Here is a 20,480-nt window from a genome sequence, read left to right as displayed (position 1 = left end):
ACGTATCGGTTTTCATGGGATTTAAAGTGCTTTGTCGAATCTAGTATTCCAAAGCACTTTTGCTTTTTGCATCGCTTGAGCATAATCGTCAACCACATTCATGGTATATAGCGCGATACCCATCGTTTCAATAATTGCCATTTCACCATATTCATGACTCGTCTGACCCAACCACACTTGTTTAAATGTGGCTAAATCAAGCTCATCTTCAGTTGGGCTACGTTCTGGGGTCAATTTAGGTAACTCGTATTCATACAATTCACCATTTTTAATACCGCAAATAAGCGTTTTTGCATCAGGATTACGCTCAAATTCACCACCTTCGCCTTTAATCACCGCACTATTTTTATAGCCTAGTTGATACGCTGCTTGTTGGTGTGAATTACGGTAGGCAGGATGAAAAATCGCTTGCAGGGTAGCTTTGGCATTAAAGGGATTAATTAAACGCGCTAAAGTATGAACAGGTGAACGAAGCCCCATGACATTCCGTAAATCGATCATATCACTCAGGACAGGGGAAATTACGTCCAAAGGTAAATAAGCAAAATGTTGTTGCTGTAATTGTTGCTTAACATCTTGTTCAGACTGACAAATTGCATAGTCCAAATATTGTAGGACTTGTTCAGTATACACACGGTTAATGGTATGACCCGCAGCACCATGCATGACAATGTTATAACCATGCTTTGCTAAAGTGAGTGCAGATAATAGAAACCACGGATAATGTTTACGTTTACCCGCATAAGATGACCAGTCCAGATCGACATCTAATGGCTGAAAGTTCAGTTGATCTTTGGTGGCTTGTACAAATCCCGTGAGTTCTTCAACAGATTCTTCCTTCACCCTTAGCAACATCAAAAAAGCACCCAACTGAACATCCAAGACTTCTCCTTTCAAAATCATGGAAAAAGCAGCATAAGCTTCTTCATAATTTAATGATCGCGAACCTGTTTTTCCTTTGCCGAGTATTCGTACATATTGGGCAAAAGGATGTTCACTGTCTTTATATAGATTTTTCTTAGTGTTCATATGCGGTCAATATTTCGTTGAAAAATGAATAGCATCACTATGACATAAAAATAAAATGAAAGAATTATTCTTAAGGGTATTAGACTAATGTCTACACTATTTTTGCACAAAAAATATCCAAAAAGAGGATTTTGTAACCGATAGAAACTGGAATTGCAGTACACTCTCGACGTTTTAAAACTGTTTAATTTTTATTAACGATTTACTTGTTATCTCCTGTTTTTTTACACAGATCAAGTTCTGGTTCGATCAGAATGTTGAAGTCATGAGACTTTTTTGAAAAACCAATTGTTTTTCGTCTTTATGGAAAGTTTTCTTTTAAGAAAACTTCCACCATGCGTCATACAGACAAGTGGACTAAAGGGCTGTCTATATACTATTTATAGATATTTTTATGGATATATTTCTAAGGGCTTAGAAATATTTGTTGACGTAGAGTTATGGCTAAAAAACCGATTTACAAATCACTTTATTTTCAAGTGATCATTGCCATTATCGCAGGTGTTTTGGTTGGACATTTTTATCCAAGCACAACCCAAATCGTAGATGGTGTCAAAGAAAATATTCCGGGGTTAGGAGAGCAACTCAAACCTCTGGGGGATGCATTTATTCGTCTGATTAAGATGATTATTGCACCTGTCATTTTCTGTACGGTGGTTAGTGGTATCGCGGGTATGGAGAGTATGAAATCTGTCGGTAAGACTGGCGGAATTGCATTACTTTACTTTGAGATCGTTTCAACCATCGCACTGATTGTAGGTCTTTTGGTGATTAATATTGCCAAACCAGGTGTGGGGATGAATGTCGATCCAGCGACACTCGATACAGCAGGGATTGCGAAATACGTTGCTTCTGGTCAGTCCCAGTCTACCATCGAATTTTTGATGCATATCATTCCTGAAACGGTAGTAGGCGCATTTGCCAATGGTGAAATTTTACAAGTTTTACTGTTTGCTATCCTATTCGGTTTTGCACTTCATAAATTAGGTGATGCAGGTAAACCTGTGTTGAAACTGATTGATCAAATTTCACATGTATTTTTTAACATCGTGAATATGATCATGAAGCTTGCGCCGATCGGTGCTTTTGGTGCAATGGCTTTTACCATTGGTAAATATGGTGTTGGTTCTTTGGTACAACTTGGACAACTTATCTTGTGCTTCTATGTCACGTGTTTGTTGTTTATTTTTATTGTACTGGGCACGATCAGCCGTGTGTGTGGTTTCAGTATTTTCAAAATGTTACGCCTCATCCGTGAAGAATTACTGATTGTACTGGGGACATCTTCGTCAGAATCAGTGTTACCGCGAATGCTGAAAAAGCTCGAAATCGCAGGTTGCGAAAAGTCGGTGGTCGGTTTGGTTATTCCGACAGGTTATTCATTTAACTTGGATGGTACTTCGATTTATCTGACCATGGCTGCAATTTTCATTGCTCAGGCCACCAACACCCAACTAGATATTCAACATCAGATTACGTTGCTAATTGTGCTATTGATTTCATCGAAAGGTGCAGCAGGAGTCACAGGTTCTGGATTTATCGTCATGGCTGCAACTTTGTCAGCGGTAGGGCATATTCCAGTTGCGGGACTTGCCTTGATTTTAGGTATTGATCGCTTTATGTCTGAAGCACGTGCTTTGACGAATTTAACGGGTAATAGTGTGGCAACGATTGTCGTTGCGAAATGGGTCGGTGCATTGGATATGCAAAAACTTCAGAATGCATTGAATAACCCTGAAGAAGTTGATCGTCAAATGCTTGAAGAAAAATAAGCCTTCAGTTACTTAACTAAGCCAAAAATGTAGAAAAAGGGATGATATTGATCATCCCTTTTTTATTGGAAATTTTGGGGTGTAATGAATGTTTTATTGCTGATGCTTCACGGTTTAGTGCGATATTTGTTTTGTAATTCTTAAAAATATAGTGGAATTTTCAACTTTAAAGTCAATATTATTAAAATCATCTTAATTATTTGTATCTAAAATAATCAATTTGTATAAAAATATTAATGCAAATGAGAATATTTTTTATTAGTATTCGCTTGTTTTATTTTACTAAATATTTTAAGTCTGAGTAATTTTTCTAATGAATCATTTAAATTTTAAAATGAAGCAAGTCGGGGCTTTTAAACTGAGTTTGTTGGCTATGATGATTGTGCAAAGCCAAGTTGTTTTTGCCAAAGATATTGAAGCATCATCACATTCAGAAATGCTAGAAACGGCTAAGGCGGTATTACCGACGATTAAGATCGAAGCGATGAGTGAGCTTGATCCTATCAAAAGTTATATTGACTACGACGAAGCCAATGTCACTCGTAATGGGCTAAAAAAGAAGGATATTCCGCAAACCATTGATACCATTGATGTGCAAAAATATAAAATATATGGCGCCAATGATCTGAGTATTATGCTGCAAGGGACACCAGGCGTTTCAACAAGTTATGATACTCGCGGTGATGGTATTTATTTACGTGGTTTTGCAGCAGATGCAGGCGATATTTATCGTGATGGTGTGCGTGAAAGTGGACAGTTACGCCGTAGTACCGCCAATGTTGAACGAATCGAGATACTAAAAGGGCCAGCTTCTGTTCTCTATGGTCGAAGTCAGGGTGGTGGCGTGATCAATATGGTCACAAAATTTGCCAATTTTGATTCGAAAAGTACGCTAGGGCTTTATACAGGATCTTATAACAATGTGGGAGCAACTGTAGATCTCAATCGAGTTTTAAATGATCACTGGGCAGTCCGTTTAACAGGTGAAAAGGCCGATACCAATAGTTTCCGTAAAGGAATTGGTTCGCAAATAGAAATGCTTTCACCGAGTATTAGCTATCGCAATGATGATCAAACTTTGTTATGGACGACACAATATACCTACGATAAATTGGACCGTACTCCTGACCGAGGGCCAAGTTATGAAAACTTGCCGAAAGATGTCTCATTAAAAACAGGTTTTGCGCGTCCAACCGATTATATAGAAGATGAACTTCAAACTATTCGTACAGATCTCAAATATGAATTTGCACCTGAGTGGAAATTCCACTGGGCGGCTAGTTACCGCCAAGCCTATCAAAATTTTGACAATTTCTTTGGCGGAACATGGTGTGATTTGAACGGTAAACAAATCACGGGTGCAGCGTGTACTTGGAAGGGATATTTACGCCAAAGTTATGCATGGCAAGAAACCATGAATAAAACATTACTTAATACTTTTGATATTACAGGCAAATTCAATACAGGTCGTCTTGAACATCAAATCATGTTTGGTAGTGATTGGACACATGAGGATCGAGATCCAAAGCTTGGTAACTATTCAAGCGGTAGTCAAAGTTATTATGGTTATATCAATCCTTATAATCCTTCAGATTATTATGATGATTTGCCTGTAAATGCCCATAAAGCAACCACGACCATTAACCATCACGATGCAGAAAATCTAGCGTTTTTCTTACAGGATTTAGTGACACTTACTCCAACTTTAAAAATGATGCTCGGTATTCGCTACGATACATTTGAATTTAAAACACAGGCACAGGTTGCAAATAGTAAGCCTGTAAATGTATCGAAAAGCTATGATGGCGAAAGCTTAAGCCCAAATGTTGGCTTTGTCTGGCAGCCAACAGATCAGCATAGTTTTTATAGCTCATATAGTAAAAGTTTTGCACCTTATGGTGGGCGAGGCATGATCAGTATTGATCCAAATGTGAATAATACCAGTGTCTATGATGCAAAACCTCAATACAATGAACAATACGAAGTCGGGGTTAAAAGTGATTGGTTCGAGCAGCGTTTAAATACACAGTTATCGGTTTTTGATATTACCAAGAATAATATTCGCTATCAGCCAGATCCAACAAATCAACCTAATGAATGGCAAGTCGGACAGCAACAACAATCAAAGGGTGTTGAATTCAGTTTTATTGGTCGTGTCTTAGAGAATGTCTTTGTACGCGGTGGATATGGTTATACCGATGCCAAATGGAAAAAAGATACTCGCGCTACAGTAGCAGAAACCAGCCGCTTGAAAGGTAATCGTCTTGCCAATATCTCTGAAAATACAGGTAATTTATTTATACGTTATTTACCCGTTGAAAGAGTCTATGCTGAAATTGGTGGCACCTACGTGGGATCATTTTATACCGCAGATAACAATCTGAACAAGATTGAGGGTTGGACACGCCTAGACGCAGCTTTGGGTTATAAAGATGAGCATTGGGGGATTACTTTCGCGGTAAATAATCTCACCGATAAAGAATACTGGCGCTCTAACGCGATGCCAGGTGCGCCACGAAATTATTTGGTTCGTCTTAATTATCAGTTCTAAAGTTTCAGTTTTAAATCTCAAATAAGCTTTTAATAAAAAACCGTGCAAATGAATTGCACGGTTTTTTATCTCTTAGAGTGAGCGTTTTTAAATTCTGGCGTGTTTACCGTACTTATCGATCATGATCGAACTTGCTTCATTTAGGCCTTTTACAGTGACCTGTATATTATTTTTCTGAAACTTTTCAATAATGCTATCGAGAGAAGCGACTGTCGTCACATCCCAAATGTGAGAATGCGTTAAATCAATAACGACTTGTTTAACATTTTCCTGAGAATCAAAAGCCTGAGAGAAACGTTCCGAAGAGCTAAAGAATAATTGACCACGTACATCATAAATGCGTGTGTCGCCATGACGTGAAGTTTCAATATGTACATCATTTTCAAGTTTTTGCGCCAAAAATAATGCAGAAAGGAGAACCCCAACCAAAACCCCAATTGCCAAATTATGAGTTGCAACCACCACGATGACTGTGGCTATCATGACAATATTGCTGCTTTTAGGATTATGTTTAAAGTTTTTAATCGATCCCCAATCAAAAGTGCTGATAGACACCATAATCATCACGGCAACCAATGCCGCCATAGGAATGACCCGCAACCAATCACTGATAAACACGACTAATATCAGTAGAAAAACACCAGCAACGAGAGTTGAAGGACGTTTGCGCGCGCCAGATTTTACATTAATCATGGATTGCCCAATCATGGCACATCCCGCCATACCGCCCATAAAACCAGTCACGATATTGGCAAAACCCTGACCTTTACACTCACGATGTTTATCGCTCGAGCTATCCGTCAGTTCATCCACAATAGTCGCGGTCATCATCGATTCTAATAATCCTACTGCTGCCAATGCACAGGAATAAGGTAAAATAATCCATAAAGTTTCAAGATTCCACGGAATATCTGGAATAAAGAAATGCGGTAGGCTATTGGGCAAATTGCCCATATCACCGACGGTTCGTACATGTGAGTTTAAAAATAGCGCCAAGAATGTAATGACAATAATACAGACCATGGGTGAGGGAATTAACTTGCCAATCTTGGGAACATAAGGAAATAAATAAATAATGGCGAGCCCTAAAATCACAAATACATAAACCTGATACGAAACATGTAATAATTCAGGAAGTTGTGCCATAAAAATTAAAATAGCCAAAGCATTTACAAAACCAACCACCACAGATTTGGAGACAAAGCGCATCAGTTTGGCGAGTTTAAGTTGTCCCGCAATAATTTGAATAATACCTGTCAAAATTGTTGCTGCAAGAAGGTAGTTTAGTCCATGTTCTTTGACTAGGCTAACCATCAATAATGCCATAGCGCCTGTAGCTGCGGAAATCATGGCTGGTCGACCGCCCATAAAAGCAATTACAACCGCCATGGAAAACGAGGCATATAAGCCAACTTGAGGGTCAACACCTGCGATAATGGAAAATGCAATTGCTTCGGGAATAAGAGCAAGTCCAACGACTAAGCCTGCAAGAACATCCCCGCGAATATTGGAGAACCATTCTTGACGAATTTGCTGAAACATAAATAGCCTGTAAGAGTATTTGTATATGATTAAAGGCTAGTGATGTGATATTTACACACACGACGACACCACATCACTAGACAGTGATGAATTGATAAATAAAAAACAATCAATTAAGGTGGCGTGATTTGCATAAAATGAAAGAGATTTTGAAACGAGTCGCTAGTGTAGCACCATTAGCCAGAGAAACCAAAGCGAGCAGATGAGTCACTATGTGATTGCTAAACTTGAACTTAAAAAAGTGAAGAATAAAAAAAGATGTATCTGCTGACAAAAAAAGTCACTTTATGCCAATCTGAATCATCCTAAAAATATCATGATATCAGACTGAGAATTTATCATTAAAACGGCAGAATAGTGATGCATTCATTATTTTGTCACGATAATACAATAATTTATTAGTTGAGGTATTGTAGGACATACGCTGAGTATATTTGTATTTCCCAGCTTAAGTCCTCATAATTTAATACCTAAAGATCATTTGTTGTGCTTTTAAAAGTCTAAAAATGATAGTTTTGATACTTAAGTAACCAAAATTATACGAATACAATGAATAGCGAAACAATGAAAAGTTTTTAAATTATCCGAAGGAGTTTAAGAATCAGATTGATGTTGACGCGATGGTTATCATAAATAGTTCTAAACTATTTGAATAATAATTTTAAATCAAAAGATTAACAATAAATGAGCGATCTGAAGGCTGTATTGTCCAGATTAGATCATGATGCACAAAGGGTTAAAAATTTCAAAAATGCATCACATATAAAGTATCAAGAGAATGTTTTATGTGTCGCTTTTTGTCTATTTTTGGTAAAATAAATCACAAATATGTGGATAACAAGAATATCGCTTATGAGAAATATACTTATTTTGATTTTTGCGAGCCTAGTGATTCTGCTTGGTTACAGTATTTATCTTGATTCTAAAGTAAAGAAAAGAGAACAGGTGAGTCGAGTAATCACAGAAGCAGAGCATAGTCTCAAGACACTTGAAGCGAATCCAAACTACAATCAACATTCGTCGCTTTCTGGTGTTCATCGTCAAGGTCTAATACAATAGCTTTAAGATTGTGATTTTAAGATCATGTTTTTAAATAAATTTTATAGATGTATCGAATTGGATTGCTAAAACAAAAATATAAATAATATGATATAATCTTCTCGGGGGAAGGCATTAAAGATATCAATTTATATTTTTAACATCATATTCCTTCAATTATATGTGAAGCTGCATACATCTATGCGGCTTTTTTGTGTTTTGGTCAGATGATTAAACCTTATACTTTGTTACTAATAGTGCGTATTTGGAAATAGGGAATTGCTTTTTAGTAATAAGCAAATGGCATATTGATTGCTTAATCCATTATACAATCGCAATGTGTCTTAGAAGTGTATTCAAATAAATATTTCCTTTAAGACCATATACATATAGCAACACAGTATGCTCAAACTTTTTGTAGGGACTATGTTATGTCAACTCCTAACCCTTCAGCAGACTTGTTAGAGCGCTTATTTAAACTAAGCGAAAATAAGACAAGCTTTAGAACTGAAGTGCTTGCAGGTGTAACGACCTTTTTGACGATGTGTTATATCATTATTGTCAATCCACTAATTTTGTCTGAAACTGGAATGGATCATGGTGCGGTCTTTGTCGCAACCTGCTTGGCTGCCGCAATTGGCTGCTTGGTCATGGGGCTAATCGCCAATTATCCAATCGCACTTGCTCCTGGTATGGGGTTAAATGCTTATTTTACCTACTCAGTTTGTCTGGGCATGGGTGTGCCGTGGCAAACTGCCTTAGCCGCAGTTTTTATTTCGGGTCTTATTTTTCTGGCAATCAGCTTTTTAAAAATTCGTGAAGCGATTGTGAATGCCATCCCGATGTCACTCAAATTTGCGATCGGGGGTGGGATTGGCTTATTCCTTGCGCTAGTAGCACTCAAAAATTCGGGCATTATTGTAGCAAACCCAGCGACGTTAGTCGGTTTGGGTGATATTAAACAGCCAACTGTTTTATTGTCACTACTTGGGTTTTTGATGATTGTAGTGATGCATCACTTTCGAATCCGTGGTGCGATTATTATCAGTATTCTGGTCATTACAGCTATTTCAACATTCATGGGTTTGAATCAATTTAAAGGTGTCGTTGGTGAGATTCCATCATTAGCGCCGACTTTCCTACAAATGGATTTTGAAGGACTATTTACCGCAAGTTTGATTGGCGTTATTTTTGTCTTCTTCTTGGTCGATTTGTTCGACAGTACTGGAACACTGGTTGGTGTTTCACATCGTGCGGGTTTATTGGTCGATGGCAAATTACCGCGTTTGAAAAAAGCCTTATTTGCAGATTCGACTGCGATTGTTGCAGGGGCTGCTTTAGGAACTTCTTCGACTACACCATATATTGAGTCTGCATCAGGGGTGGCCGCAGGTGGTCGTACGGGTTTGACTGCGGTGGTAGTCGCTTGTTTATTCCTTGCTTGTTTGTTTTTGGCTCCTCTTGCTCAATCAGTCCCAGGTTTTGCCACTGCTCCAGCACTTTTATTTGTTGGGGTGTTGATGATTCAAGGGATCACTAATATTGATTGGGAAGATATTACAGAAGCTGTTCCTGCGTTTTTAACCATTGTCTTTATGCCATTTGCTTATTCAATTGCAGACGGTATTGCGATGGGCTTTATTAGCTATGCCTTGATTAAATTACTGACAGGCAAAGCTAAAACTGTCCCATATATGGTTTGGATCGTAGCAGTACTTTGGGCATTTAAGTTTGCTGTATTTGGCGGTTAATTTTTATTGAAGAAAAAAGGGTGCAGAGTGTTTTCTGCGCCCTTTGTTATTTTGGAGTTATTATGAATCAAGTTGAGTTAATTCGTGCTTTACCCAAAGCCGAATTACATGTGCATATTGAAGGCACGTTTGAGCCTGAATTGATGTTTGAAATTGCACAGCGCAATCATATTCAGATTCCTTATCAGTCGGTCGAAGAAATCAAACAAGCTTATAACTTTCATAATTTACAGTCATTTTTAGACATCTATTATGCGGGCGCAAATGTTTTGGTACATGAGCAGGATTTTTATGATCTGGCTTGGGCATACTTCGAAAAATGTGCTGAAGATAAAGTCGTGCATACTGAAATGTTTTTTGATCCGCAAACGCATACTGAGCGTGGAGTTGAATTTGCGACAGTCTTGAACGGGTTAAAACGCGCTTGTACTGATGCAAAAGACAAACTAGGCATTAGCTCTCAACTGATTATGTGTTTTTTACGTCATTTAAGCGAAGAAGATGCATTTAAAACGCTCGAACAAGCATTGCCATTTAAACATGACATTATTGCTGTTGGATTAGATTCTAGTGAGGTTGGACATCCGCCGTCCAAGTTTGAACGTGTTTTTGCTAAAGCACGTGAAGCAGGTTTTTTAATTGTCGCACATGCAGGTGAAGAAGGTCCGCCAGAATATGTGTGGGAAGCACTGGATTTGCTTCAGGTCAATCGTATTGATCATGGCGTGCGATCAGACGAAGATCCAGCTTTATTGCAGCGTTTGATTGATGAAAAAATGCCATTAACGGTTTGTCCGCTCAGTAATTTAAAGCTTTGTGTCGTAGAGGATATGACTGAACACAATATTCACCGTTTACTCAAACAAGGTGTACATGTCACGATTAATTCAGATGATCCCTCTTATTTTGGTGGTTATATGAATGATAATTTTCTTGCGGTTCATGCTGCTTTGAATTTATCCAACGATGAGCTAAAACAATTGGCGATCAATTCATTTGAAGCCTCTTTTATCGATTCTGCTGAAAAGCAGAAATGGATTGCAACTATCCAACAGCTATAAAAAAATAGAATATTGAATTAAAAAACGCATCTGAATGAGATGCGTTTTTTATGGAATTTGTTTAAGGGATTATTTGGGTTGTCTGGTCATGCTGATCAACACATGATCTTTGTCAATAAAATGATGTTTAAGTGCTGCCAAAATGTGTCCAACGACAAGAAGCCCTGCAAACCATGAAAGATAAATATGCATCGGTTTTACGATCGCCATCACTTCAGGATTTTCACCAATCAGTTGAGGGATATTAAACAGGTAAAGCACAGGTGCAGGGTGTCCAGCACTCCAGCTAAATAAGCAGCCAGTAATTGGTAATGCCAATAGAATAAAATATAGGGCTAAATGACCTGCATGTGCCAGTTTTTTCATTAAAGGGGACATATTGTCTGGAAGTTGTGGTGCAGGATGGGTGTATCGCCAAAAAAGTCGAATCATGACAAGGAAAATAATGGTCGTTGCAATATTCTTGTGAAGAGTAATGACATCACCTTTAAAGCTGCCGTCAGTTTCATAGCTTAAAAAATTACCACTATAAAAACCAATGATCCACGCCGTAATAAAGATAATAGCCATAATCCAGTGTAAATATTGTGCCGTTCTGGTGTAGTACTGGCTAGAGTTAGACATGAAATGATGCCCTTTTACAATTGCGAATTATCACGCGAGAATAGACGAGAAGACACCTTGAAAAAATGGGGCTACTGTAACGAAGCGTTTTTTTAATGAAACGATCAAAACCGCCATACATACTGAGCTAGTGATGATTGATTTAATTTAGCGCTTTTCTACAAATTAGTTATTTCATCGTAGGCTGGCTTTAGGCAAAATAGCTAAAATTTTTTTGGAAACAGCGATGAAAAAATCACTATTCGGTTTGACTGCATTTGTCTTGCTTTTAACAGGTTGTGCAACAGATGGTTCGATGAATACAGCGACAAATACTACTGAGCAATTAAGCATGACTGCCTTGAAAATTGCGGTAAATAACAAATGTATGAATGAAATCAATACTATTCCTGCTTGGCAAACTGCTTCTAAACTGATGACTGCTGATCAAAAACAGGATATTCAAACTGAAATTTGTGGCTGTGTCAGTGAAAAAGCACCTTATAGCGTTACCGCCGCAGATTTAGCAAATGCCACCTTTGATCCAAATGCAAGAGCCGCAATGGTAGGTCAAGTGGTGTCGAAAACGGTAACTGCCTGTGTAAATGAAACGTTCCAACAAACTTTGACGAAATAAATCATTATGATTATTGCTGGTGTAGATGAAGCAGGGCGAGGGCCGTTAGTGGGGTCGGTAGTCGCTGCGGCGGTTATTTTAGATCCGAATAACCCGATTCAAGGCTTAAATGATTCTAAAAAACTGACTGAAAAAAAACGTGAAAAACTGTTTGTTGAGATACAGGAAAAAGCGTTGGCTTGGTCAATTGCGGAAGCAACGCATACTGAAATTGATGAACTCAATATTTTACAGGCGACTTTTCTGGCCATGAATCGCGCTGTAAATAATCTGAAAATTCAACCAAATAAAGTGATTGTGGATGGTAATCAAATTCCAAAAGGAATGAGCATCAGTTGTGAGGCGATTGTCGGCGGTGATGCAAGCCATGCTGAAATTAGTGCGGCCAGTATTTTAGCCAAAGTTGCGCGAGATCGACAAATGAAAGCGCTGGATGAGAAATATCCTGTCTTTGGTTTTGCAAAACATAAGGGATATCCTACCAAAGCTCATTTTGAAGCCATCACCAGTCATGGGGTGATCGATGAACATCGTCGTAGCTATGCACCTGTAAAGAAAGCACTCGCACTGGATGTTTGATCATCTAGGCCATAGAAATATTTAAAGCGGCTTGTAAGCCGCTTTAATCATCAACAACAATATATTCTTAACGATTAAAATTGTTTTGAGAGAAATTATCATCTTCAAATGAAGGCTGATAGTCTTGATCAAGATGTTGAAGGTGTTCATGCATGGCACGTTCGTGTTGAATACGTTGGTAGATTTCTTCACGGTGCACAGATACTTCTTTTGGTGCATTCACACCAATACGAACCTGATTACCTTTAACGCCAAGCACAGTTACACTGACTTGATCCCCAATCATTAATGTTTCTCCGACACGACGGGTCAGAATCAGCATGTTTATCTCCTTGCTAAAACGCTAAACCTGCGATAGTGGTTTAAGAAACCGAAATTACAACCTCAGAATTAGAGAAATAATTAACAGAATCAATAAAAAAGATGTTGTATTTAATGATGCTGCTTAATTTTTCTAAATACATAGGTGCTAATATAACAGAGCCACTATAGAAAAAACTACAGTGGCTCTATTTTTTTGACACAAATTGTTGAAAAGTGATCTATTTCACAATTTGTTTGATCAAAGTTTATGCACGTGCACTACTTTCACCATGTTCACGATCCAGACCAAATGCGGTATGTAGCGTACGAACTGCAAGTTCCAAATAGTTTTCTTCAATTAAGACTGAAATTTTGATTTCTGAAGTTGAAATCATCAAAATATTGATACTCTCGTCTGCAAGAGCGATAAACATTTTACTTGCAACACCCGCATGAGAACGCATACCCACACCGACGATTGATACTTTGACGATATCATCACGTGTTGCAACTTCACGCGCGCCAATATTTGCTGCGGTTTCTTTCAGAATTTTTTCAGCTTTGGCAAGATCACCACGATTGACAGTAAAAGTGAAATCAGTTGTACCATCTTCTTCGACATTTTGGATGATCATATCGACTTCAATATTAGCAGCACTGATTGGAGCCAAAATTTTAGCAGCAACACCTGGCTCATTAGCTACACCTAAAATGGTCAGCTTAGCTTCATCACGGTTAAATGCGATACCTGAGATAATCGGTTGTTCCATATCGTCTTCTGCCTCAGTGGTAATTAAAGTACCTACGTTTTGTTTAAAGTCTTCATCAAATGCACCGTCGTCGTCATTGTCAAAACTAGACAAGACACGCAGCGGCACCTGATATTTACCTGCAAATTCAACTGAACGAATCTGAAGGACTTTAGAGCCTAAAGAGGCCATTTCCAGCATTTCTTCAAAAGAAATACGATCCACTTTTTTGGCTTTTGGTGCAACACGTGGGTCCGTGGTATAAACACCATCCACATCGGTATAAATCTGGCATTCATCTGCTTTTAAGGCTGCTGCAAGCGCAACACCCGTGGTGTCAGAACCACCACGACCTAATGTCGTGGTATTACCTTCATCATCGACACCCTGAAAGCCTGCGACAACCAATACACGACCGACATCAAGATCGGCCGTCATCACATCAGTATCAATCGCTTCAATACGTGCCTTGTTATACGCGCTGTCAGTTCTAATCCCAACCTGACGACCTGTATAGGATTTAGCTTCTACACCAATTGAATTAAGTGCCATTGCTAACATGGAAATCGTCACCTGTTCACCTGTAGACACCATTTGGTCTAATTCACGTGGATCAGGTGTTTCAGTAATGGCTTTGGCAAGTGCAAGTAAGCGGTTGGTTTCACCACTCATTGCAGAAACCACCACTACAACCTTGTGGCCGTGATCATGCCAACGCTTCACACGACGAGCAACATTTAAAATGCGCTCAGGAGTCCCCATTGAGGTCCCGCCATATTTCTGTACGATTAATGCCATAGTTGTTCCATATAAGCCATGACTCTGAGAGGCTTAATTCAGAGTCAGTTACACAAAAGTGAAGTCTTAGTGCTGTCCAAGCCAGACAGGGAGAGCTGTCATAACCTGTTCAAACTTCTCGTTTAGTGGCGCGCCACCTTGTGCTAAGTCAGGTTTACCACCACCTTTACCACCGAGTTCGGTCGCAAGATGTTTAATGATATCGCCTGCTTTTAGATGTGCTGTATATTGTTTGGCAACCGATGCAATCAGACTGACTTTGTCATCTTCGACACCTGCCAATACAATCACAGCATCCTCTAATTTTGATTTCACACTGTCGTGTAGGTTACGAAGTGATTTCGCATCCATGTTTTGAACAGTGGTGATCAGGGTAGAACGACCCGCAACGGTTTGAACTTGGCTTAAAAGTTCAGTCGCCTGAAAGTTTGCTAACTTTTGGTTAAGCTGTTCAATCTGCTTTTGCAACGCTGAGGTATGTTCTACCGCAGCCTGAACACGTTCTACTGTTTGATCTTTTTGTGCTTTTAATAAGCTGTTGATCTGTTGAATGTCACTATCGGCTTTTTGTACAACTTCAAGTGCTTTGGTGCCTGTGACGGCTTCAATACGACGGATACCCGCCGCAACACCGCCTTCAGACGTAATTTTGAATAGGCCAATGTCGCCAGTACGCTGTACATGAATACCACCGCAAAGTTCAATCGAGAAGTTACGCTCGTCAATCACTGAACCCATGGAAAGTACACGAACTTCATCGCCATACTTTTCACCAAATAACATCATGGCGCCTTTGGCTTTGGCAGATTCAATATCGAGTAGTTCAACGCCAACAGCTGTATTGGCAATCACTTCGCGATTCACCAATTGTTCCACTTGTTGCAATTGCTCAAAAGTCACGGGTTGGTCATTGGCAAAGTCAAAACGTAAAATGTCGCTGGCAACCAATGAACCTTTTTGTTGAACATGTGTGCCTAAAATTTGACGAAGTGCAGCATGTAAAAGGTGGGTAGCGGAGTGGTTACGCGCAGTTGCAGCACGAATGTCTGCTTTAACGGTCGCTTCAACCTGTTGAGAGGCTTTTAAGCTACCCATGGTGACGATACCCTGATGCACAAATGCACCACCAGATTTTTTGGTATCTTGAACTTCAAAAATCCCTGTCTCGTTTTTGAATAGACCAGTATCGCCAATCTGGCCACCGCTTTCTGCGTAGAAAGGCGTTTGATTTAAAACGATTAAAGCTTCATCACCTTCAACGATTTCATCAACTTGCTCGCCATCTTTATAGATTGCGATAATTTGACCTTGACCTGCGGTCGCATTGTAGCCATCAAATTGTGTTTCGCCGTCCACTTTAACAATGCTGTTGTAGTCGACTGCAAATTTACCAGCATCACGTGCACGGCGACGCTGTGCTTCCATTTCACGTTCAAAACCGACTTCATCGATTTCCAGATCGCGTTCACGAGCAATATCAGCGGTTAAATCGGTTGGGAAGCCATAAGTATCATACAGTTTAAATACCGTTTCGCCCGCAATCACTTTGCCAGTAAGTTGCGCAAGTTCACCTTCAAGCAGTTTTAGGCCTTGCTCAAGGGTTTTGGCAAATTGTTCTTCTTCTTTAATTAAAGTCGCTTCAATGCGTGCCTGATCATGTTTAAGTTCAGGGTAAGCTTCACCCATGACGTCGATTAAAGGCTGAAGCATTTTATAGAAGAACGTACCTGTTGCACCAAGTTTATTACCATGACGTACTGCACGACGGATGATACGGCGCAATACATAGCCACGACCTTCATTAGACGGATTAACACCATCAGCAATCAGGAAACAGCAAGAACGGGCATGATCCGCCACAACACGAAGGGAAGGTTGAGCTTGATCTTGAACGCCAATAATTTCACAGGCAGATTTGATCAGATGCTGGAATAAATCAATGTCATAGTTTGAATTGACATGTTGCAGTACCGCACTAATACGCTCCAAGCCCATGCCAGTATCGACCGATGGAGCTGGAAGAGGGTGCAATACGCCATCCGCAGTCCGGTTAAACTGCATAAAAACGTTATTCCAGATTTCGATAAAACGGTCGCCATCTTCTTCTGGTGTACCGGGTAAACCACCCCAGATATGATCGCCATGATCAAAGAAAATTTCAGAACAAGGACCACATGGTCCAGTATCACCCATTGCCCAGAAGTTATCAGATGCGTATTTTTCGCCTTTATTATCGCCAATACGAATAATGCGTTCAGGCGCTAAACCAATTTCTTTGTTCCAGATGTCATAAGCTTCATCATCGGTGTGATAAACCGTGACATAAAGCTTATCTTTCGGTAAGCCTAACCATTGTTCGCTGGTTAAAAAGTCCCATGCAAATTTAAGTGCATTTTCTTTGAAGTAATCACCAAAAGAGAAATTACCGAGCATTTCAAAGAAAGTATGGTGACGGGCAGTATAACCGACATTATCCAGATCGTTATGTTTACCGCCTGCACGCACACATTTTTGTGATGAAACAGCGCGCACATAATCGCGTTTTTCCAGACCTAAAAAGCAATCTTTAAACTGGTTCATGCCGGCATTAGTAAACAGCAACGTTGGATCGTTGGCGGGTACAAGTGAACTCGACGCGACACGTGTGTGGCCTTGCGATTCAAAATAACGCAAAAAAGCTTCACGAATTTCAGCAGATGTCATAAAACGAGTACTCACGACCAAGTCACTCCATAAATTCAAATAGGCTATATGCAGACAGTGCATCGTTTAAACAAAAACGATGAAGGATGAATGCGTGGCGTAGATTTCAAAAGTGCCAAATTATAACGGAAAAACCCTGTTCAACCAATGATTTTACCGAGAAATGATGACAATTCTATGCAATCGTTTGATCGAGAATTGTCAGCGTATGTGATCAAAAAAGCAGTAAATTTCCAGAATGCCTATATTTGTTAAGGCAATTCAGCTTAATTCACAAATCATAGGGAAACCAAATGATCGTTAATGATAATTTCTGATTGGTTAAAAAATAACAAACTCGTCTAAACTCTCGATTCAATTGTATCATCGTGATAATCAATGTTTTAACATAGAGTCTGATCGCTTATATAAAAGGATAAATCATGCAACGTATTGCCATTAATGGGTTTGGTCGAATTGGCCGAAATGTGTTACGTGCATGGTTTGAAAATCCAAAACGATTTCATTTTGATATCGTGGCGATTAATGACATCGCTGATGTCGAGACATTGGTGCATTTATTTAAATATGACACGACGCATGGTCGTTTTCACGGTGAAGTTGCGATCAAGATCGAAGATGAGAAAATCTTCTTGCATATACAGGCGTTTGGTCGTGAATTAAAGCTACAGGTGTTTCGTGAAGAGGCGCCTGAAAATTTACCGTGGAAAACTTTAGAAATAGATGTTGTCCTCGAATGCACTGGATTATTTCGTTCACACGCCGATGCAATTCGACATTTAGGGGCAGGAGCAAAACGGGTCATTATTGGTGCTGCACCCTTTGATGAGGTGGATGCGGCGATTGTCTACGGAATCAATCAATCAGAAGTCAAAGCTACAGATCGTATTATTTCCAGTGTCTCATGTACCACGCAAGCGCTGGTACCCTTAGTCAAAATTATTGATGATGCCTTTGGGATAGAAACTGCGCTGATGACTGAAATTCATGCAGTGACTGCTGATCAGTCGGTACTCGATCATGCACATCGTGATTTACGTCGCGCTCGCGCATCGGGACAAAACATTATTCCGACCACATCAAGTGCTTTAAATGCGCTGAAAAGAGTGATGCCTAAAATGGAAAGTAGAATTGATGGTTATTCGATTCGAGTGCCAACGATCAATGTCGCTGCAATTGATCTCAGTTTTGTGTCGCAAAATCCAGTCAATGTGCATCATTTAAATGAAGTATTAATAAAAGCGGCAAAAAATGACTATGCCGAAATTATGTCTGTGACAGATGAAGCACTTGTTTCAAGTGATTTTAATCATTCACCTTATTCATTGATTGTCGATTTAACTCAAACTATGGTCGTGGGTCGCCAAGCAAAAGTTTTTGCGTGGTATGACAATGAGTGGGGCTATGCCAACCGATTGCTGGATTTGTGTGAATCATTTCATTAAGCTAAGTTGAATGTGTTGCTTTTTATATTTCAAAACTTAAAGCTTCTATGATTTAAATTAAATCTAAATCAACATGGATACTTTTGAGATATCTTTAATAGACTTCTTTTTATAAGTGTATAAGTGCCTTTTATTTCTCCCTATGGGGGGAAATAAAAAAAGGTTTAAACAATGATGAAAGAAGGCTAATCAACATAATTTGAATAACGCAAGAAATTCAGGGGAAAACAATGCTTATCTGGCTATTTATTATTATTTTAATGATCGCGGTTCTAATTTTAATTGTTTTGCAATTTCGCAAAGAGCAAAATTCACTCACTGACGAAACTCAGAATCGCAAGCTTGAAGAAAAAGTGGTGATGCTAGAAAGTAATTTGAAAAAGACTTTGGAAATTATGCAGGATCTTGCAAAAAGTGTTCAGGTTGATCGAGAATTGCTCAATCAAACTGTGCAAAAATCGAAACTTTTAGAGTTGCAGAATGCAGAACTAATTGCTCTGATCACTCAATATGTGGGGCATGCAGAAGATTTTAAGCGCCTCAATGAGTCTGAGAAAGATGACCTGAAATAATCATCAAATCAAAAGCCAAGCTATAAATTTAATTTTCCTAAAATTCTCAGGTGCATGGCAACTACGAACGTGTTAGACTTGGAGAAATCGGGTGTGTTCCCGATTTTTTTATGCGGATTGATTCCGCCTTGAGCAAATTTTAGGTTTGAAACATGCCGATTTCAGAGACATGGTTGTTACCTGATGGGGTAGCAGATGTATTACCAGAACAAGCGCAAGTCGTAGAAACTTTGCGTCGACATACACTCGATTTTCTTGCATCTCGTGGTTATCAGTTGGTGTATACACCATTTATCGAATACATCGAATCGTTGTCTTTATTATCTGAATCAAATCATGATTTGGATTTAGTCACCTTTAAAGTGATAGATCAACTTTCTGGGCGCTTATTGGGTGTCCGCGCAGATATGACCCCTCAAGTTGCTCGTATTGACGCTCATGTTCGTTCTATCGAAGGTGTAGCGCGCTACTGTTATGCGGGTACAGTTCTTCATACCAAACCACAAAATTTTAATTCTTCTCGTGCACCTTTGCAGTTGGGGGCGGAGCTTTATGGTCATGACAGCATCGAAGCTGATGTTGAAATGATTGATGTGATGTTGGGTTTAATTCAACAAGCCAAAGCTTTAGACGGTGTTCATCTGGATTTGGGACATGTAGGCTTGTTCCGCAGTTTGGTAGAACGCGCTGGGTTAAATAAACAGACGGAACAAGATTTATCTGATCTGTATCAACGCAAAGCACTTCCAGAGTTAGAAGAATTTACCCAAGATTTAGCTTTTGGATCAGACTTTTATGCCCTTGGGCGCTATGCCAGTGATCTTGATGCACTTGAGCGCCATTTAAGTGATGAAGTGCTGAATGACGTTGCCTTCCAAGACGCGTTAAATGCACTTAAATCCACACTGATCCAAATTCAGTCACGCTGGCCAGCACTACAAATCGGTATCGATGTGGTCGAACTTCGTAGTTATCACTACCATACTGGTCTAATGTATGCGGTTTATGCTCCTAATCGTGCTGCACCACTGGCACAGGGTGGTCGTTATGATGGCATTGGTGAACATTTTGGTCGTGCGCGTCCAGCAACAGGGTTTAGTTGTGACTTGTACGCGCTTTGTGCAGGGCAATTTAAACAGATTGAAACGATTGTCGCACCAAATGGTCAGGATCAAAGTTTGTTAGAAGCCATAGCAGTCGCTCGCCAACAGGGTTTGGCTGTGATTCAGTTATTAGGCGAAGATGACTTAAGCTCAGTTCCTTATGCAACGCATCAGTTGCGACATGTAAACGGTACATGGCAGATCGAAAAGATTTAAGGGTTTATTTGTCAGACATGCACAGCAA

The 20,480-nt window shown here is 39.5% G+C and carries 15 protein-coding genes; 9 read left to right on the top strand and 6 right to left on the bottom strand.

The annotated features are described in order from the left end of the window. Nucleotides 1-21: 21 nt before the first annotated feature. Nucleotides 22-1,029, bottom strand: coding sequence for a glycosyl transferase family protein (locus tag EGS47_RS17665; RefSeq protein ID WP_119687009.1), 1,008 nt, complete (start codon nt 1,027-1,029; stop codon nt 22-24). Between the two features lie 440 nt (nt 1,030-1,469). On the opposite strand from EGS47_RS17665, the gene EGS47_RS17660 reads away from it, so the two are divergent. Together EGS47_RS17660 and EGS47_RS17655 are read left to right on the top strand one after the other, a co-directional pair. Next, nucleotides 1,470-2,801, top strand: a complete 1,332-nt coding sequence (locus EGS47_RS17660) for a dicarboxylate/amino acid:cation symporter (RefSeq protein ID WP_005003748.1) — start codon at nt 1,470-1,472, stop codon at nt 2,799-2,801. Nucleotides 2,802-3,114: 313 nt separating this feature from the next. Next, nucleotides 3,115-5,352, top strand: a complete 2,238-nt coding sequence (locus tag EGS47_RS17655; protein ID WP_125269850.1) for a TonB-dependent receptor — start codon at nt 3,115-3,117, stop codon at nt 5,350-5,352. An 87-nt stretch (nt 5,353-5,439) separates the two neighbouring features. Here the strand turns inward: EGS47_RS17655 and EGS47_RS17650 are convergent, their stop codons facing one another. Further along, the gene (locus EGS47_RS17650; protein WP_004989740.1) at nt 5,440-6,894 is read right to left on the bottom strand and encodes a SulP family inorganic anion transporter; all 1,455 of its coding nucleotides are present in this window, start codon (nt 6,892-6,894) and stop codon (nt 5,440-5,442) included. Between the two features lie 1,469 nt (nt 6,895-8,363). Here EGS47_RS17650 and EGS47_RS17645 point away from each other — a divergent pair. Both EGS47_RS17645 and EGS47_RS17640 read left to right on the top strand, forming a co-directional pair. Further along, nucleotides 8,364-9,683, top strand: a complete 1,320-nt coding sequence (locus tag EGS47_RS17645) for an NCS2 family permease (RefSeq protein WP_004989736.1) — start codon at nt 8,364-8,366, stop codon at nt 9,681-9,683. A gap of 62 nt (nt 9,684-9,745) precedes the next feature. Further along, a complete protein-coding gene (locus tag EGS47_RS17640; protein WP_005003761.1) occupies nt 9,746-10,744 on the top strand; it encodes an adenosine deaminase in 999 nt (332 codons plus the stop codon). A gap of 69 nt (nt 10,745-10,813) precedes the next feature. Here EGS47_RS17640 and EGS47_RS17635 read toward each other — a convergent pair whose 3' ends face one another. Next, entirely contained in the window at nt 10,814-11,368 is a 555-nt protein-coding gene (locus tag EGS47_RS17635; protein ID WP_005003763.1) for a cytochrome b, read from the bottom strand. Nucleotides 11,369-11,594: 226 nt separating this feature from the next. Between EGS47_RS17635 and EGS47_RS17630 the strand changes: the two genes are divergently transcribed. Beyond that, complete coding sequence (locus EGS47_RS17630; protein ID WP_119686555.1) at nt 11,595-11,984, top strand: hypothetical protein; 390 nt, start codon at nt 11,595-11,597, stop codon at nt 11,982-11,984. 6 nt (nt 11,985-11,990) lie between these two features. Continuing rightward, the gene (rnhB, locus tag EGS47_RS17625) at nt 11,991-12,563 is read left to right on the top strand and encodes a ribonuclease HII (RefSeq protein WP_005003767.1); all 573 of its coding nucleotides are present in this window, start codon (nt 11,991-11,993) and stop codon (nt 12,561-12,563) included. 67 nt (nt 12,564-12,630) lie between these two features. Here the strand turns inward: rnhB and csrA are convergent, their stop codons facing one another. The 3 genes from csrA to alaS all read right to left on the bottom strand — a co-directional run bounded on the left by csrA (nt 12,631) and on the right by alaS (nt 17,116). Beyond that, complete coding sequence (csrA, locus tag EGS47_RS17620) at nt 12,631-12,885, bottom strand: carbon storage regulator CsrA (RefSeq protein ID WP_004989721.1); 255 nt, start codon at nt 12,883-12,885, stop codon at nt 12,631-12,633. A gap of 247 nt (nt 12,886-13,132) precedes the next feature. Continuing rightward, nucleotides 13,133-14,413, bottom strand: a complete 1,281-nt coding sequence (locus tag EGS47_RS17615) for an aspartate kinase (protein WP_004998416.1) — start codon at nt 14,411-14,413, stop codon at nt 13,133-13,135. A gap of 66 nt (nt 14,414-14,479) precedes the next feature. Then, entirely contained in the window at nt 14,480-17,116 is a 2,637-nt protein-coding gene (gene alaS, locus EGS47_RS17610; RefSeq protein WP_005003770.1) for an alanine--tRNA ligase, read from the bottom strand. 422 nt (nt 17,117-17,538) lie between these two features. On the opposite strand from alaS, the gene EGS47_RS17605 reads away from it, so the two are divergent. From EGS47_RS17605 to EGS47_RS17595, 3 genes are all read left to right on the top strand, one after another. After that, nucleotides 17,539-18,561: a type I glyceraldehyde-3-phosphate dehydrogenase gene (locus EGS47_RS17605; protein ID WP_005003773.1), complete on the top strand. Its 1,023-nt coding sequence runs from the start codon at nt 17,539-17,541 to the stop codon at nt 18,559-18,561. 230 nt (nt 18,562-18,791) lie between these two features. Next, complete coding sequence (locus tag EGS47_RS17600) at nt 18,792-19,133, top strand: hypothetical protein (protein WP_004989711.1); 342 nt, start codon at nt 18,792-18,794, stop codon at nt 19,131-19,133. Nucleotides 19,134-19,285: 152 nt separating this feature from the next. Next, entirely contained in the window at nt 19,286-20,452 is a 1,167-nt protein-coding gene (locus EGS47_RS17595) for an ATP phosphoribosyltransferase regulatory subunit (RefSeq protein WP_005003777.1), read from the top strand. Nucleotides 20,453-20,480: the final 28 nt, after the last annotated feature.

This window comes from Acinetobacter sp. FDAARGOS_515, assembly GCF_003938865.1.
GTDB lineage: Bacteria > Pseudomonadota > Gammaproteobacteria > Pseudomonadales > Moraxellaceae > Acinetobacter > Acinetobacter ursingii.
This window is presented reverse-complemented; position numbering and strand designations above follow the sequence as displayed.

Coding starts and splice junctions, on each gene's coding strand:
- EGS47_RS17605 (WP_005003773.1), top strand. CDS start 17,539: ATGCAACGTATTGCCATTAATGGGTTTGGTCGAATTGGCCGAAATGTG.
- EGS47_RS17615 (WP_004998416.1), bottom strand. CDS start 14,413: ATGGCATTAATCGTACAGAAATATGGCGGGACCTCAATGGGGACTCCT.
- EGS47_RS17630 (WP_119686555.1), top strand. CDS start 11,595: ATGAAAAAATCACTATTCGGTTTGACTGCATTTGTCTTGCTTTTAACA.
- EGS47_RS17595 (WP_005003777.1), top strand. CDS start 19,286: ATGCCGATTTCAGAGACATGGTTGTTACCTGATGGGGTAGCAGATGTA.
- csrA (WP_004989721.1), bottom strand. CDS start 12,885: ATGCTGATTCTGACCCGTCGTGTCGGAGAAACATTAATGATTGGGGAT.
- alaS (WP_005003770.1), bottom strand. CDS start 17,116: ATGACATCTGCTGAAATTCGTGAAGCTTTTTTGCGTTATTTTGAATCG.
- EGS47_RS17665 (WP_119687009.1), bottom strand. CDS start 1,029: ATGAACACTAAGAAAAATCTATATAAAGACAGTGAACATCCTTTTGCC.
- EGS47_RS17600 (WP_004989711.1), top strand. CDS start 18,792: ATGCTTATCTGGCTATTTATTATTATTTTAATGATCGCGGTTCTAATT.
- EGS47_RS17645 (WP_004989736.1), top strand. CDS start 8,364: ATGTCAACTCCTAACCCTTCAGCAGACTTGTTAGAGCGCTTATTTAAA.
- rnhB (WP_005003767.1), top strand. CDS start 11,991: ATGATTATTGCTGGTGTAGATGAAGCAGGGCGAGGGCCGTTAGTGGGG.
- EGS47_RS17650 (WP_004989740.1), bottom strand. CDS start 6,894: ATGTTTCAGCAAATTCGTCAAGAATGGTTCTCCAATATTCGCGGGGAT.
- EGS47_RS17635 (WP_005003763.1), bottom strand. CDS start 11,368: ATGTCTAACTCTAGCCAGTACTACACCAGAACGGCACAATATTTACAC.
- EGS47_RS17640 (WP_005003761.1), top strand. CDS start 9,746: ATGAATCAAGTTGAGTTAATTCGTGCTTTACCCAAAGCCGAATTACAT.
- EGS47_RS17655 (WP_125269850.1), top strand. CDS start 3,115: ATGAATCATTTAAATTTTAAAATGAAGCAAGTCGGGGCTTTTAAACTG.
- EGS47_RS17660 (WP_005003748.1), top strand. CDS start 1,470: ATGGCTAAAAAACCGATTTACAAATCACTTTATTTTCAAGTGATCATT.